This is a genomic window from Pseudomonas sp. CP4, assembly GCF_047758505.1.
In the GTDB taxonomy this organism is placed as follows: Bacteria; Pseudomonadota; Gammaproteobacteria; order Pseudomonadales; family Pseudomonadaceae; genus Aquipseudomonas; species Aquipseudomonas fluorescens_AO.
The window spans coordinates 5,844,229-5,857,835 of sequence record NZ_CP180489.1 but is presented as its reverse complement, the minus strand read 5'-3'; the positions used below and the strand labels follow the sequence as shown (position 1 = coordinate 5,857,835).

At 61.1% G+C, this 13,607-nt stretch carries 12 protein-coding genes; 2 read left to right on the top strand and 10 right to left on the bottom strand.

Annotated features, from left to right (window positions below; translation table 11 throughout):
* Positions 1–103: 103 nt before the first annotated feature.
* The 8 genes from ACMYUN_RS26475 to ACMYUN_RS26440 all read right to left on the bottom strand — a co-directional run bounded on the left by ACMYUN_RS26475 (position 104) and on the right by ACMYUN_RS26440 (position 7,092).
* Positions 104–361: a hypothetical protein gene (locus ACMYUN_RS26475; RefSeq protein ID WP_039763921.1), complete on the bottom strand. Its 258-nt coding sequence runs from the start codon at positions 359–361 to the stop codon at positions 104–106.
* Positions 358–570, bottom strand: coding sequence for a hypothetical protein (locus ACMYUN_RS26470; RefSeq protein ID WP_039763920.1), 213 nt, complete (start codon positions 568–570; stop codon positions 358–360). The genes ACMYUN_RS26475 and ACMYUN_RS26470 overlap by 4 nt, the downstream gene beginning before the upstream one ends.
* 425 nt (positions 571–995) lie before the next feature.
* A complete protein-coding gene (locus ACMYUN_RS26465; protein WP_016775003.1) occupies positions 996–1,175 on the bottom strand; it encodes a hypothetical protein in 180 nt (59 codons plus the stop codon).
* A gap of 156 nt (positions 1,176–1,331) precedes the next feature.
* Positions 1,332–2,507 carry a lactonase family protein gene (locus ACMYUN_RS26460; protein WP_415762244.1) on the bottom strand — a complete coding sequence of 392 codons (1,176 nt, stop codon included), beginning with the start codon at positions 2,505–2,507 and terminating at the stop codon, positions 1,332–1,334.
* On the bottom strand, positions 2,494–2,805 hold the full coding sequence (locus tag ACMYUN_RS26455; RefSeq protein WP_130911253.1) for a DUF5629 family protein: 312 nt from the start codon (positions 2,803–2,805) through the stop codon (positions 2,494–2,496). Before ACMYUN_RS26455 ends, ACMYUN_RS26460 begins: the two co-directional genes overlap by 14 nt.
* A gap of 225 nt (positions 2,806–3,030) precedes the next feature.
* Positions 3,031–4,611, bottom strand: coding sequence for an aldehyde dehydrogenase (NADP(+)) (locus ACMYUN_RS26450; RefSeq protein WP_415762243.1), 1,581 nt, complete (start codon positions 4,609–4,611; stop codon positions 3,031–3,033).
* Positions 4,612–4,620: 9 nt separating this feature from the next.
* Positions 4,621–5,613 carry an AraD1 family protein gene (araD1, locus tag ACMYUN_RS26445; RefSeq protein WP_415762242.1) on the bottom strand — a complete coding sequence of 331 codons (993 nt, stop codon included), beginning with the start codon at positions 5,611–5,613 and terminating at the stop codon, positions 4,621–4,623.
* Between the two features lie 156 nt (positions 5,614–5,769).
* A complete protein-coding gene (locus ACMYUN_RS26440) occupies positions 5,770–7,092 on the bottom strand; it encodes an MFS transporter (protein ID WP_024013183.1) in 1,323 nt (440 codons plus the stop codon).
* A gap of 192 nt (positions 7,093–7,284) precedes the next feature.
* On the opposite strand from ACMYUN_RS26440, the gene ACMYUN_RS26435 reads away from it, so the two are divergent.
* Together ACMYUN_RS26435 and ACMYUN_RS26430 are read left to right on the top strand one after the other, a co-directional pair.
* The gene (locus ACMYUN_RS26435; RefSeq protein WP_415762240.1) at positions 7,285–9,021 is read left to right on the top strand and encodes an IlvD/Edd family dehydratase; all 1,737 of its coding nucleotides are present in this window, start codon (positions 7,285–7,287) and stop codon (positions 9,019–9,021) included.
* 197 nt (positions 9,022–9,218) lie between these two features.
* Positions 9,219–9,938, top strand: a complete 720-nt coding sequence (locus tag ACMYUN_RS26430; protein ID WP_016775009.1) for a FadR/GntR family transcriptional regulator — start codon at positions 9,219–9,221, stop codon at positions 9,936–9,938.
* 182 nt (positions 9,939–10,120) lie between these two features.
* Here ACMYUN_RS26430 and ACMYUN_RS26425 read toward each other — a convergent pair whose 3' ends face one another.
* Positions 10,121–12,505 carry an efflux RND transporter permease subunit gene (locus ACMYUN_RS26425; RefSeq protein ID WP_024013186.1) on the bottom strand — a complete coding sequence of 795 codons (2,385 nt, stop codon included), beginning with the start codon at positions 12,503–12,505 and terminating at the stop codon, positions 10,121–10,123.
* Positions 12,502–13,545, bottom strand: coding sequence for a WD40/YVTN/BNR-like repeat-containing protein (locus ACMYUN_RS26420; RefSeq protein ID WP_039763908.1), 1,044 nt, complete (start codon positions 13,543–13,545; stop codon positions 12,502–12,504). The genes ACMYUN_RS26425 and ACMYUN_RS26420 overlap by 4 nt, the downstream gene beginning before the upstream one ends.
* Between the last annotated feature and the right edge of the window lie 62 nt (positions 13,546–13,607).

Here is a 13,607-nt window from a genome sequence, read left to right as displayed (position 1 = left end):
GCTCCGCGTGGGAATGCCTCAACGGACGCTCCGCGTTCGGCTTTGGAGGGACGCAGAGCGTCCGGGGCTGCATTCCCACGCAGAGCGTGGGAACGATCACTGTCTACGCCAGGGCGTTACACATGCCCAGTGCCATGCAATCCACTTCGAACGGTCCGAGGAAATCGACCGCCACCTTGACCGGCGGATTGCCGGCCATCAGCCCCAGCGTGTTGGCTCGTTCAATGTTGTGCGCGATGTTGTGGTTGGCCTCTATCGCCCGAGCCAAGCCGCCCACCGAGCCCTGGCCAAATCCCAACAGTGAAGCGCCGTTGGTCATCAGCGCAAGGCTGGCGATGACCCAGAGTCTGTAGCCTTTCATGCGCCGCCGACTCCTGCGAGTTCGGCCCGGTCAACCATTGCGCTTTGCGAGCGCAGTTCGAACTGGATGCCGGGGTGGGCGACGTCGATCGGAGCGTCGAAGCTGTGTTCCATCTGTGCGCCGATGCTGACGAACAGCACCACGGCCAGGTACAGACCGATGGCCAGGTAGGCGCCGCGTTTGGCGGAAGTGAGGATTGCGCTGGCCATGGTGTTCTCCGTGGGCAAAGGTTTCGATGGCCACAGAATCAATCAAAAAAGCCGGGGTAACCACTCAGGGTTTGCAATGGTGAACATCAGCTTCGTTGATTATTTAGCCGCTCTATTCCCTCGCTTGAAGAAACCTATGACCGAATGCCGCGCACCACTGATCGTTCCCACGCGCAAAGTAATGCCTCTTACTGATCGTACGATCGTTCCCACGCTCTGCGTGGGAATGCAGCCGGGGACGTTCCGCGTCCCATGGAACGCGGAGCGTCCCTAGAGGCATTCCCACGCAGAGCGTGGGAACGATCAAAAACTTAGCGCGTGGGAACAATCGGTGGTGTTGAGCGCGCGCAAAAAAGGGCCGTCGAAGGCTGCGATCTTTGACGTAAATCGCAGCCTTCGACAGCCCTTTTCAGGAGACGGGAATTTCAGGCTTGGGTTTTGTGATCCAGCGCGGCGTAGAAGTTGGCGCTTTGTTGCAGGTATTTCTGGGTGTAGCTCTGGGTGTGGGATTTTTTGCTGGCGATTTCGACGTTGGCACCGGCTGGCAATACCACGGTGGCAGAAATGGCGGAAGCGGCGATGACGGAGAAGAGATTGAAGTTCATGGCGGTAACCCTCGTGTTCGTTTGCTTGGTTTGCCCGGTCGGGCTGTGAAACAAACGTAACGCTCGAGGGTTACTCGCTTGAAATCTTTTGTAGCATTAGCCGATATCAGTGCAATTAATACAACGATGCAGGCCCCGCAGACCGGGGCCTGTGGCTTATTGTCGCACCAGGAATTTCAGATCGCTTGGCGCGTCGATCGGCAGTTTTTGCACGGTTTTGCCGAGCAGACCGGTCTTGGCATCGCGCTCAACGACGACAATCTGGTTGCTCTTCTGGTTGGCGATCAAGACGAATTTACCGCTCGGATCGAGAGCAAACTCGCGCGGGTGATCACCCTCGACCGAACGCTTTTGCAGCTCTTTGAGCTGACCGGTCGCTGGATCAATGCCGAACACTACGAGCTGATTGGCCGTGCCGCGATTGCTCACGTAGAGAAACTTCCCATCAGCCGAGGCATGCAGCGCCGCGCCGGCCTTGTCCGAGGTTGGCTGGCCCGCCGCCAGATCGACCAGTTGCGTCTGGGTCAGTACGCCGTCGTTGTAGTCAAACACCGCAACCTGCGCGCTCATCTCCATGGTCAGCCATGCGTGCTTGCCGTCAGCGCTGAACAGCAGATGACGCGGGCCACTACCGGCCGGCAAGGCTACCGAGGCGGTTTTCGCCGGGGTTAGCGGCAAGTGCGGGTTGGCCTTCGGGTCGTATTGATAGATGAACACCTTGTCCGCGCCCAAATCATTGGAGAACACGTAACGACCGTCCGGTGACGACACCGTCGAGTGCACGTGATTCGAGGCTTGGCGCTCAGGGTTGACCCGACTCGCCGGGTGCCCGCTCATCTGCACCACCGGTTTCAGCTGGCCGTCGGCATCGACCGGCAATACCGCCAGGGTGCCGCCCGGATCTTCCATCACCGAGTAGTTGCTGACGAACAGGTGTTTGGCGTCAGCGCTGAGGCTGGAGTGGGTCGGCTCGTTGCCCAGGCTCTGCACCTGATTGATCAGGCTTAGCGCGTGGGTCTTCGGGTCGATGGCGAAGCTGCTGACACGACCGACCGGGTCAGTCTGGCCCGGGCCGTTTTCGTTGACCACGAACAAGCGCTTCTGGTCTTTCGAGAGGGTCAGCCACGAAGGGTTTTCGGTCTTGACCACTTGCAGCGGCTTGGCGTCGATCTGGCCGGTGGCGCTGTCGAACTGCATGCGGTAGATGCCTTGGCTGGAACCGGCGGTGTACGAGCCGACCAGCAACTGCAAGGTGTCGGCAGAGGCGCTGGAAAGCCCCATCGCGCCGACGCTGCCGGCCATCAGCAAAGGCCAGAAGTTACGCATTTTCATTATTGTCATCCTCATCGTCGCTGCTGCTGACTACGTCGCCGAGGCACACCAGACGATGCTCGCCCGTGGTCTTGGTGTCGCTGGCGTAACCGACGATCAGCCAGCTCTGCAGCGTCTCATCGAACGTCGCCGCCGCGACCTGCGCCGGGGTGAATTCCCAGTGCTTGGCTTCACGGCCATCGATGCATTCGATGTGCAGGTTATCGTCCTCGTCGAGGGCGAATTCGAAGGCGTGCAGGCCATCGATTTCGACCATACCGCAGTGTTCGAGGGCGTTGAGAAGGGTTTGGGCAGTCATGGCAAACAGTCTTTCTAGGGGGGAAAGGGCCAATGATAGCCCATGGCGCCCTGCCCCTTGTGTAGGAGCTGCCGAAGGCTGCGATCTTTTGATCTGATCGTTCCCACGCTCCGCGTGGGAATGCCTCAAGGGACGCTCCGCGTTCCAGTGGGACGCAGAGCGTCCCGGGCTGCATTCCCACGCAGAGCGTGGGAACGATCAAGACACAGGAAATTACGGTGCTGGCTAGATCGCCTCTCGCGATGGCTTGCCATCCACCAGGCGCTGAATCCGCAGCGGGTTGGCGTTTTTCAGCGGTTCGGGCAGCAAGCTGTCCGGGTAGTTCTGGAAGCACACCGGACGCAGGAAGCGATCGATCGCCAGCGTGCCCACCGAGGTGCCGCGCGCATCGGACGTCGCCGGGTACGGCCCGCCATGCACCATCGAATCGCACACTTCGACACCGGTCGGATAACCGTTGAGCAGGATGCGCCCGACCTTCTGTTCCAGCAGTGGCGTCAGTTCGGCGAATTGCTCGAAGTCAGACGGCTCACCAATGATCGTCGCGGTCAATTGACCGTGCAGGCCGTGCAGCGCTGCGGTCAGTTGTGCCTGATCGGCCACTTCGACGATTACCGTGGTCGGGCCGAACACTTCTTCCTGCAGCACTTCGTCACCGTTGATCAACAGGCTGACATCAGCCTTGAACAGCTGCGGCTGCGCTTGGTTGCCCTGCTGCGGATTACCGGCCAGATGCTCGATGCCGCTGTGCGCGAGAAGCTTTTCCAGGCCTTTGCCATAGCTGCCGAGGGTGCCGGCGTTGAGCATGGTTTGCGCCGGTTGATCACCGATCGCAGCGGCGACCTGCTCTACAAACGCGCTGAACTGCGGCGAGCGAATACCGATGACCAGACCCGGGTTGGTGCAGAACTGACCGCAACCCTGCACCACCGAAGCGGTAAGGTCGCGCGCGACGGTTTCCGAGCGCGTGGCCAGTGCCTGGGGCAGGACGATGACCGGGTTGATGCTCGACATCTCGGCAAACACCGGGATCGGTTGCGGACGTGCAGCGGCCATGTCGCACAAAGCGCGACCGCCCTTCAGCGAGCCAGTGAAACCAACGGCCTGAATCGCCGGATGCTTGACCAGCCATTCGCCGACGCCGCCACCGTAGATCATGTTGAACACGCCGGCAGGCATGCCGGTTTTTTCCGCTGCACGAATGATCGCGTCGGCGACCAGTTCAGCGGTGGCCATGTGGCCGCTGTGCGCCTTGAACACCACCGGGCAACCGGCGGCCAGTGCTGCTGCGGTATCGCCACCGGCAGTGGAGAATGCCAGCGGGAAGTTGCTCGCACCAAACACCGCAACCGGGCCGAGGCCGATGCGGTATTGGCGCAGATCCGGACGTGGCAGCGGTTGGCGGTCCGGCAAGGCCAGATCGATGCGTGCGCCATAGAAATCACCGCGACGCAGGACTTTGGCGAACAGACGCATCTGCCCGCTGGTGCGACCGCGCTCGCCCTGAATGCGAGCGGCCGGCAGCGCGGTTTCGCGGCAGACCACGGCGACGAAATCGTCGCCAAGCGCATCGAGTTCATCGGCAACCGCGTCGAGGAACTGCGCGCGACGTTCGGCGCTGAGGCTGCGATACGTTGGGTAAGCCGCAGCGGCGGCCTTGGCGGCGGCGTCGACTTCTTCCGCCGTTGCCTGAATGAAATCGTGCGGCAGGGCCTCGCCAGTGCTGGCGTCGACCGAGTGCAGTTTGACGGTGCCGGCGGCGCTGCGCTGACCGCCGATGTAGTTGTGACCGAGAATCTGAGTCATGGGATCTCCTTAAAGGGTGCCGATGCTGTCCGGTTCAAAAGCCGCTTTGACCGGTGCGATACCGTTGACCAGCGGAGCGCCGAAGTCGCCCTGGCTGATTTCGAACGTGTCGCCCGGCTGGGTGCGGATGCCGTCGGCAAACGACAGGGTCGCAGTGCCGAAGAAGTGAATGTGCACGTCGCCCGGACGCAGGAACTGACTGTATTTGAAGTGGTGGTATTCGAGGTTCGCCAGGCTGTGGCACATGTTGGCCTCGCCGCTGAGGAACTCGTTCTGCCAGAGCACTTCGCCGTCACGCAGGATTCGGCTGGTGCCGGCAAGGTGTTGAGGCAATTCACCGGTGCGAAGTTCCGGACCATAACTGCAACTGCGCAATTTCGAGTGCGCCAGGTACAGGTAATTCTTGCGCTCCATGACGTGGTCGGAGAACTCGTTGCCTACCGCAAAACCGAGGCGATACGGCTTGCCGTCGTTGCCAATGATGTACAGGCCGGCCATCTCCGGCTCTTCGCCGGCATCTTCGGCGAACGGCGGCAGCGGGAACGGCTGCCCCGGACGCACGACGATGCTGCCGTCGCCCTTGTAGAACCACTCTGGTTGCACGCCGGCCTGCCCCGCCGCCGGTTTGCCACCCTCTACGCCCCATTTGAAAATGCGCATGGTGTCGGTCATCGCCGATTCATCGCCGGCCTGCTGGTGCATCTTGTCCCGCGCCGAGGCACTACCCAAATGGGTCAGGCCGGTACCGCTGACCAGCATGTGCGCCGGGTCCGGGTGATCGAGTGGCGGCAGGATGCGCAGGTCTTTGAGCAACTGCGCGTAGTCGTGGCTGGCGCCGAAGCCGAGGCTTTGCACTTGCTGCTCAAGGGAGCTGCCGGCTTCGATCGCGGACAGAGCCAGATCGCGCACACTCCGCGCGTCCTGCACTTCGCGGACCTGACCGTTGCCGACCACGCCGACACGGCGCTCACCGTTGGGTAATTCGAATTGAACCAGATGCATATGTCCTCTCCTTTATCCAAAATTCCGAAACACCGCAAAACCCTGTGGGAGCTGGCTTGCCAGCGATAGCAACCTGTCTGACACATCAATGTTGGATGTGCCGCCGTCATCGCTGGCAAGCCAGCTCCCACAGGGGTGGTAATTGATCCATAGGTGTCAGGTTCGGGTCGCGCCACGGGCGCTGGCGGCGAACTGGTCGACGGGCAGCACATGCTTGCGTTCCAGAACGCGATAAACGATGCCGGTGAGAATCAGTCCGAACACCATCACGCCCGAGAGGAAATACAGCCCCGAAGCCAGATTGCCGGTGTATTCCTTCAACGCGCCGATCACGAACGGCCCGATGTAGCCGCCGAGGTTGCCCACCGAGTTGATCAAGGCAATCCCCGCCGCCGCACTGGCGCCAGCAAAGAAACGCCCGGGCAAGGTCCAGAACACCGCTGTGCACGAGAACAACGCGAATGCCACCAGACACAGCGCCGCCAGTTGCGCCACCGGCAGCGACAGCCAGGCACTGAGGAACAGGCCCAGCGCACCGAGCACATAGAGCACCGCCAAGTGGCCGTAGCGATCATTCAAACGATCGGAGCTGCGCGGAATGATCAGCAGACCGATGATCCCGAAAATGTACGGCACGGAAGAAACGAAACCGGTGACCAGATCGCTGCCGCCGAACTGTTTGATCAGCGTCGGCAGCCACAGGCCGAGGCCATAAATGCTCAGGGTCACTGGCAGATAGAACAGCGCCAGCAGCAACACGCGTTTGTCTTTCAGCGCATGCAATGGATTGCCGTGGCGGGTCTGGCCGTACTCCTGCAGATCCTTTTTCAGCTCGCCGGTCAGCCAGTCTTTTTCCGCCTGATCCATCCACTTCACTTGCTGCGGGCCGTCCGGCAGCCAGCGCAGCACCGGCCATGTCAGCAGGATTGCCGGGGTGCCGATGACGATGAACAGCCACTGCCAGCCGTGCAGACCAAGGATGCCGTCCATGCCCAGCAAACCGCCGGACACGGGACCGGTGATCATCATCGCAATGGGTTGCGAGAGGATGAACAGGCCGAGGATCTTGCCGCGATGGCGCACCGGGAACCACTGGGTGATGTAGTACAGCACACCAGGGAAGAAGCCCGCCTCCGCCGCGCCGAGCAGAAAGCGCATCACATAGAAGCTGTGCGGCCCTTGCACGAAGGCCATGCCGATGGTGATCGCGCCCCAGGTGATCATGATCCGCGCGAACCAGCGCCGTGCGCCGAAGCGTTCGAGCATCAGGTTGCTGGGGATTTCGAGAAGAAAATAGCCGATGAAAAACAGCCCGGCGCCGAGGCCATAGGCGGCGTCGCCGATGCCAATGTCGGCGCCCATGTGCAGCTTGGCAAAGCCGACGGCGGAGCGATCCACATAGGCGATCAGGTACAGCAGGATCAGGAAGGGAATCAGTTTCAGTGTGATGCGCCGGACAAGCCGCAATTCCTGGCTCATGAGATCGGTCTCCGATTGTTGTTTTTATAGAACCTCGGGGGACGCCTCTCGCCGAAACAGCCAGGGCCATCCCTCCGTCAAAAACGACTATATAGTAATACTAATTACCCAACAACACTTCCAAAGCGCGGATTTTGAGCTTAGATTAAGCGTCAGCTCGCAAACAATAGTCTTACAATAAGAGAATCGATCATGTCTGATAAGAAACCCACCCTGCGCTCCGCCCAATGGTTTGGCACGGCCGACAAGAACGGCTTCATGTACCGCAGCTGGATGAAGAATCAGGGCATCGCCGACCATCAGTTCCACGGCAAGCCGATCATCGGCATCTGTAATACCTGGTCGGAACTGACTCCGTGCAACGCGCACTTCCGCCAGATCGCGGAGCACGTCAAACGCGGGGTGATCGAGGCCGGGGGTTTTCCGGTGGAATTCCCGGTGTTCTCCAATGGCGAATCGAACCTGCGCCCGACGGCCATGCTCACCCGCAACCTGGCGAGCATGGACGTTGAAGAAGCGATTCGCGGCAACCCGATCGATGGCGTAGTGCTGCTCACCGGTTGCGACAAAACCACTCCAGCACTGCTGATGGGCGCGGCCAGTTGCGACGTGCCGGCCATCGTCGTCACCGGCGGGCCGATGCTCAACGGCAAGCACAAAGGCAAGGACATCGGTTCCGGCACCGTGGTCTGGCAGCTCAGCGAACAGGTCAAGGCCGGCACCATCACCATCGATGACTTCCTCGCAGCCGAGGGCGGCATGTCGCGTTCGGCGGGCACCTGCAACACCATGGGCACCGCGTCGACCATGGCGTGCATGGCTGAAGCGCTGGGCACTTCGCTGCCGCACAACGCGGCGATTCCGGCTGTGGATGCACGCCGTTATGTGCTGGCGCACATGTCCGGCATGCGTGCGGTGGAAATGGTTCGCGAAGATTTGAAACTGTCGAAGATCCTCACCAAGGAAGCCTTCGAGAACGCCATTCGCGTCAACGCTGCCATCGGCGGTTCGACCAACGCCGTGATCCACTTGAAAGCCATCGCCGGGCGCATCGGCGTCGAGCTGGACCTGGACGACTGGACGCGCATCGGTCGCGGCATGCCGACCATCGTCGACCTGCAACCGTCCGGGCGTTTCCTGATGGAAGAGTTCTACTACGCCGGTGGCTTGCCAGCGGTACTGCGCCGCTTGGGTGAAGCCAATCTGATCCCCAACCCGAACGCGCTGACCGTCAATGGCAAGTCCATCGGCGAGAACACCAAGGACGCGCCGATCTACGGTGAAGACCAAGTGATCCGCACCCTCGACAATCCGATTCGCGCCGACGGCGGCATTTGCGTGTTGCGCGGCAATCTGGCGCCGCTGGGTGCGGTACTCAAGCCCTCCGCCGCCACTGCTGAACTGATGCAACATCGCGGGCGCGCGGTGGTGTTCGAGAACTTCGACATGTACAAGGCGCGGATCAACGATCCGGAGCTGGACGTCGATAAGGATTCGATTCTGGTGATGAAGAACTGCGGGCCGAAGGGTTATCCGGGCATGGCCGAAGTCGGCAACATGGGCCTGCCGGCCAAGCTGCTGGCAGAAGGCGTGACCGACATGGTGCGCATTTCTGACGCACGGATGAGCGGCACGGCGTATGGCACGGTGGTTCTGCACGTCGCGCCGGAAGCGGCAGCGGGCGGGCCTTTGGCGGCGGTGCAGGAAGGCGACTGGATCGAACTCGATTGCGCCAGCGGCCGTTTGCATCTGGACATTCCGGATGCTGAACTGGCCGCACGCATGGCTGATCTGCAAGCGCCGCAGCAGTTGTTGGTGGGCGGTTATCGTCAGTTGTACATCGACCACGTGCTGCAGGCAGATCAGGGTTGCGACTTTGACTTCCTGGTCGGTTGCCGTGGTGCCGAGGTTCCGCGTCACTCCCATTGACCCCCCCACTGATCGTTCCCACGCTCCGCGTAGGAATGCAGCCCGGGACGCTCCGCGTCCCTTTCAGAGCTGGAACGCGGAGCGTCCCTTGAGGCATTCCCACGCAGAGCGTGGGAACGATCATTGTCTACCTCAAGATTGTGCCGTGCCTGCTATGATGCGCGGCATCTCCATCGCTCAGGATCGCGCCACTCCCCATGGATTACCGCAAACCTTCCGACCGTAAAAGCATGCACTCGCGCATCGTCCAGGAACTGGGCATGCAGATCGTCTCCGGACGCTTTTTGCCCGACGACAAACTGCCCGCCGAAGCCCTGCTCTGCGAGGAGTACGCGGTCAGTCGGCCGGTGTTGCGCGAAGCGACTCGAGTGCTGGTGGCCAAGGGGTTGGTGTATTCCAAACCGCGCGTGGGCACGGTCGTCAAGGCGCGCCGCGAGTGGCACATGCTCGACCCGGACGTGCTGCACTGGCTGATGCAAAGCAGCCCGCAGAATGAATTCTTCAACGTGCTGACCAGTGTGCGCAGCATCATCGAACCGGCCGCCGCCGCCCTCGCCGCTCAGCATGCGACGGATGCCGACATCGCCGCGATCAACGAAGCCTACCAACGCATGGAAGCCGCGCCGACCCCGGAAGCGCTGTTGCAGCCGGACCTGGACTTCCACAGCCGCATTGCCGATGCCACGCACAACGACCTGCTGGCGAACCTGTGCAACATGTTGGCGGTAGCGATCGCCGAGGCGTTGAAGCATTCCAATCAACGGCCGAATCTGCATGAACTGGCGTTGCCCAGGCACAAGGCGATTCTGACGGCAATTGAAAATCGCGACGCGCTGGGTGCCAGGCATGCGACGCTGGTGCAGCTGGATGATGCGCGCAGTGCGTTGAGTGTGGTGCTGGGTGCTGAGCTCACTTAGAGCTGAAGATTGGCCTGTGGGAGCGAGCCTGCTCGCGAAAGCGGTCTGCCTGTGACATTTGTGCTGTCTGACACTCTGCCTTCGCGAGCAGGCTCGCTCCCACAGGGGAATCGGCGCCTGGTTCAAAAATAACAAAGCCGCAACCCCTCAAGGTTGCGGCTTTGTCGTTTCAGGCCTTCAGATCAGTGGGCAAACAACGAATTACCCTTCTGCCCCGCCAGTTTCTCCGGCTTGATCAGGAACTTCGCCAGCGCTGGCAACAGCCACAGCGCGCCGAACATGTTCCACAGCAGCATGAAGGTCAGCATCAGGCCCATGTCGGCCTGGAACTTGATCGCCGAGAAGATCCAGGTGCACACGCCGATCGCCAGGCACAGGCCGGTGAACAGCACCGCTTTACCGGTGGACTTCAGCGTCTGGTAATAGGCTTCCTGCAACGGCAGCCCGGCACGCAGGAAACTTTCCAGGCGGCTGTAGATGTAGATACCGTAGTCCACACCAATCCCCACGCCCAGCGCCACCACCGGCAGCGTCGCGACTTTCACGCCGATGCCCATGAACGCCATCAGCGCGTTGCCGAGTACCGAGGTCAGCACCAGCGGCAGGACGATGCACAGGGTTGCAGCCCAGGAGCGGAAGGTGATCATGCACATCACCGCCACGCAGATGTACACCAGAATCAGGATGGTCAACTCAGCCTGTTTGATGACTTCGTTGGTCGCTGCTTCGATCCCGGCGTTACCAGCAGCGAGGATGAATTCCAGGCCGTCCTTGTTGTTTTCCTTGGCGAATTCCTGCACCGCGTTCACCGCACGATCGAGGGTCTCAGCCTTGTGATCGTTGAGGAACACCAGCACCGGCGCCAGCGAGCAACTGTTGTTGTACAGGCCATCGGCACGGGCGATCGAGTTGTTCAGCACGTCCGGGTTGCGCGACAGGGTTTCCCATTTCAGGTTGCCCTCGTTCATGCCCTTGATCATCTGCTTGGACACGGTCACCAGCGAGATCGCCGACTGCACGCCCTCGGTGTTCTGCATCTTCCACATCAGCTGATCGATCGGCGCCATGGCTTCATAGCGCGAGCAGCCTTCGGCCTTGGTCTTGACCATCACCACCAGCACGTCGGAACTGGTCGAGTAATTGCTGATGATGAAGTTGTTGTCCTTGTTGTAGCGCGAGTCCGGACGCAGTTCCGGCGCGCCCTGGTCGAGGTCGCCGATCTTCAGGTTCTGGCTGTACCAGAGGCCGCCACCGAAGGCGATCAGCGCCAGCGCTACCGAAATCGGTGCGACTTTCGGGCTGGCGAAGTTCGACAGCAGGCGCCAGAACGGGTGCTCGCGGTTGGCGTCCTTCTTGCTCTTGGCAATCGCGCGTTTGCTGATGCCGACATAGGAAATCGCCACCGGCAGCAGGATCAGGTTGGTGAACACGATCACCGCAACGCCGATGGACGCGCCGATCGCCAGTTCACGGATCACGCCGATGTCGATGATCAGCAGGGTGATGAAGCCCACCGCATCGGCCAGAATCGCGATCATCCCCGGCAGGAACAACTGCCGGAAGGTGCGTCGTGCAGCGGTCAGGGCGTTATCGGCCTCGCTGGATTGCAGGGCGATACCGTTGATCTTCTGCACGCCGTGGGAAATACCGATGGCGAAAATCAGGAACGGCACCAGCATCGAATACGGGTCGAGCCCGAAGCCGAAGAAGTGCATCAAGCCGAGCTGCCAGACCACCGCCACCAGCGTCGTGCTCAACACCGCAATGGTGCTGCGCAGGCAGTTGGTGAACCACAGCAGCAGAATCAGGGTGATGACGAAGGCGACACCGAAGAACAGCACCACCATCACCAGACCGTCGATCAGGTCACCGACCTTCTTGGCGAAACCGACGATGTGGATCTTGATGTTGGGGTTCTGCGCTTCGAACTTGTTGCGGATCTTGTCTTCGAGTTCATGGGAGAACTGGCGATAGTCCAGCGCCAGCAACTTGCCCTGATCCTGCGGGTCCGGATAGGCCTCGAGCAGCGGGATGTCGACGATGCTCGACTTGAAGTCGTTGGCCACCAGACGTCCGACCTGGCCGGACTTGAGCACGTTGTTGCGCAGCAGATCGAGGCTGTCCTGGGAGCCGTTGTAGCTCTGCGGAATCACTTCACCGCCGGCGAAACCCTCTTCGGTCACTTCGGTCCAGCGTACGCTCGGGCTCCACAGCGATTTGAGGCCGGAACGATCGACGCCGGAAATGTAGAACACTTCGTCGTTGATCTGGCGCAGGGTCTCCATGTACTCCTTGGAGAAAATGTCGCCGTCGGTGGCTTCCACCGAAATACGCACGGTGTTGCCGAGGTTCGCCAGATCGTTGCGGTGTTCCATCATCTTTTCGATGAAGGGATGCTGCAGCGGGATCATTTTTTCAAAACTGGTCGACGGCCGGATCAGCGTGGCCTGCCAGAACAGGAAAATGCTCACCACCAGGCAGATCAGGATCACGGCCGGGCGGTTGTTGAAGATCAGGCGCTCGAGAACCGTCGCCTTTTCCTGCTGAGGAGTGATCAAGGAAGTCATAGCCCCGCCTTCTTGTTATTGGTCTCGGCACCGTTTGGCTGGGTGATGTGCAAACCACCCTGCCCGGTCAGAATCAGGTTGCCGTTGCCGGCGGCGGTGACCGACGACAGCGAAATGCGATCCGGGCGGTTGAACACGCTGAAGGTTTCGCCGTTGTCGCTGCTGCTGATCACCGAGCCGCCGTTGCCGACGATGACGATCGAGCCGTCTTCCAGAAGCGTGCCGCCGGACAGGCCGAACTCCAGCGCTCCGCGTGCGGCTTTGAGTTCGACCTGCTCCCAGTTGCTGCCGAAATCGGTGGAGCGATAAAGATTGCCGCGCAAGCCGTACGCCAGCAGGGTCTGCGCTTGCGCCGTGCCGATCACGCCGAACAGTGAACCTTCGTACGGGCCTTCGAGTTTTTCCCAGGTCTGGCCGTCATCGGCGGAGCGGAACATGCTGCCGGACTCACCGACGATGAACAGCCCGGCGTCTTTCACAGAGGCAATGGCGTTGAGGTGGAACTGGTCTTCGTTGTCGAGGCGATCACTGACGTCTTCCCAGTGCTTGCCGCCGTCGGTGGTCTCCAGCAGCGTGCCGTAGGCGCCCACGGCAAAGCCGCTGCTGGCGTCCTTGAACCAGACGTCGAGCAGCGGCGATTCGCGTGCGAGGTCTTCGAATTGTTTGGTCCAGGTCAGACCGCCGTCTGCGCTGGCGAGAATCTGCGCGTCGTGGCCCACGGCCCAACCGTTTTTGTCGTCGACGAAATACACGGCGGTGAGCAGTTGCCGGGTCGGCACCTTGGCCTGGGTCCAGGTCTTGCCCTGGTCATCGGAATAGACGATGTGCCCGCGATCGCCGACCGCGACCAGACGCGCGCCAGCGTGGACGACATCGAGAATGAGGCTTTTGGCGGCCTTGGCCGATTCGGTGGCATAGACCACGTCAGCCGGGGCCTCGGCGGCAATCACAGGTGCCGATAACGTGGCAAAGCCCAGCAGCGAGAGTGCTGTGGCCAGCAACGCGGTGTTGCGTAACGCCGGCGGGCGGCAACGACTCATAGACCTTCCCCTATTTATTATTGTTGGGCCATCGGGCCTTCAAGGGCGCCGCAAGGGTGCTC

Bases quoted from the DNA above. Each gene is read 5' to 3' on its own strand.
- ACMYUN_RS26475 (WP_039763921.1), bottom strand. From the start codon at position 361: ATGAAAGGCTACAGACTCTGGGTCATCGCCAGCCTTGCGCTGATGACC.
- ACMYUN_RS26470 (WP_039763920.1), bottom strand. From the start codon at position 570: ATGGCCAGCGCAATCCTCACTTCCGCCAAACGCGGCGCCTACCTGGCC.
- ACMYUN_RS26465 (WP_016775003.1), bottom strand. From the start codon at position 1,175: ATGAACTTCAATCTCTTCTCCGTCATCGCCGCTTCCGCCATTTCTGCC.
- ACMYUN_RS26460 (WP_415762244.1), bottom strand. From the start codon at position 2,507: ATGAAAATGCGTAACTTCTGGCCTTTGCTGATGGCCGGCAGCGTCGGC.
- ACMYUN_RS26455 (WP_130911253.1), bottom strand. From the start codon at position 2,805: ATGACTGCCCAAACCCTTCTCAACGCCCTCGAACACTGCGGTATGGTC.
- ACMYUN_RS26450 (WP_415762243.1), bottom strand. From the start codon at position 4,611: ATGACTCAGATTCTCGGTCACAACTACATCGGCGGTCAGCGCAGCGCC.
- araD1 (WP_415762242.1), bottom strand. From the start codon at position 5,613: ATGCATCTGGTTCAATTCGAATTACCCAACGGTGAGCGCCGTGTCGGC.
- ACMYUN_RS26440 (WP_024013183.1), bottom strand. From the start codon at position 7,092: ATGAGCCAGGAATTGCGGCTTGTCCGGCGCATCACACTGAAACTGATT.
- ACMYUN_RS26435 (WP_415762240.1), top strand. From the start codon at position 7,285: ATGTCTGATAAGAAACCCACCCTGCGCTCCGCCCAATGGTTTGGCACG.
- ACMYUN_RS26430 (WP_016775009.1), top strand. From the start codon at position 9,219: ATGGATTACCGCAAACCTTCCGACCGTAAAAGCATGCACTCGCGCATC.
- ACMYUN_RS26425 (WP_024013186.1), bottom strand. From the start codon at position 12,505: ATGACTTCCTTGATCACTCCTCAGCAGGAAAAGGCGACGGTTCTCGAG.
- ACMYUN_RS26420 (WP_039763908.1), bottom strand. From the start codon at position 13,545: ATGAGTCGTTGCCGCCCGCCGGCGTTACGCAACACCGCGTTGCTGGCC.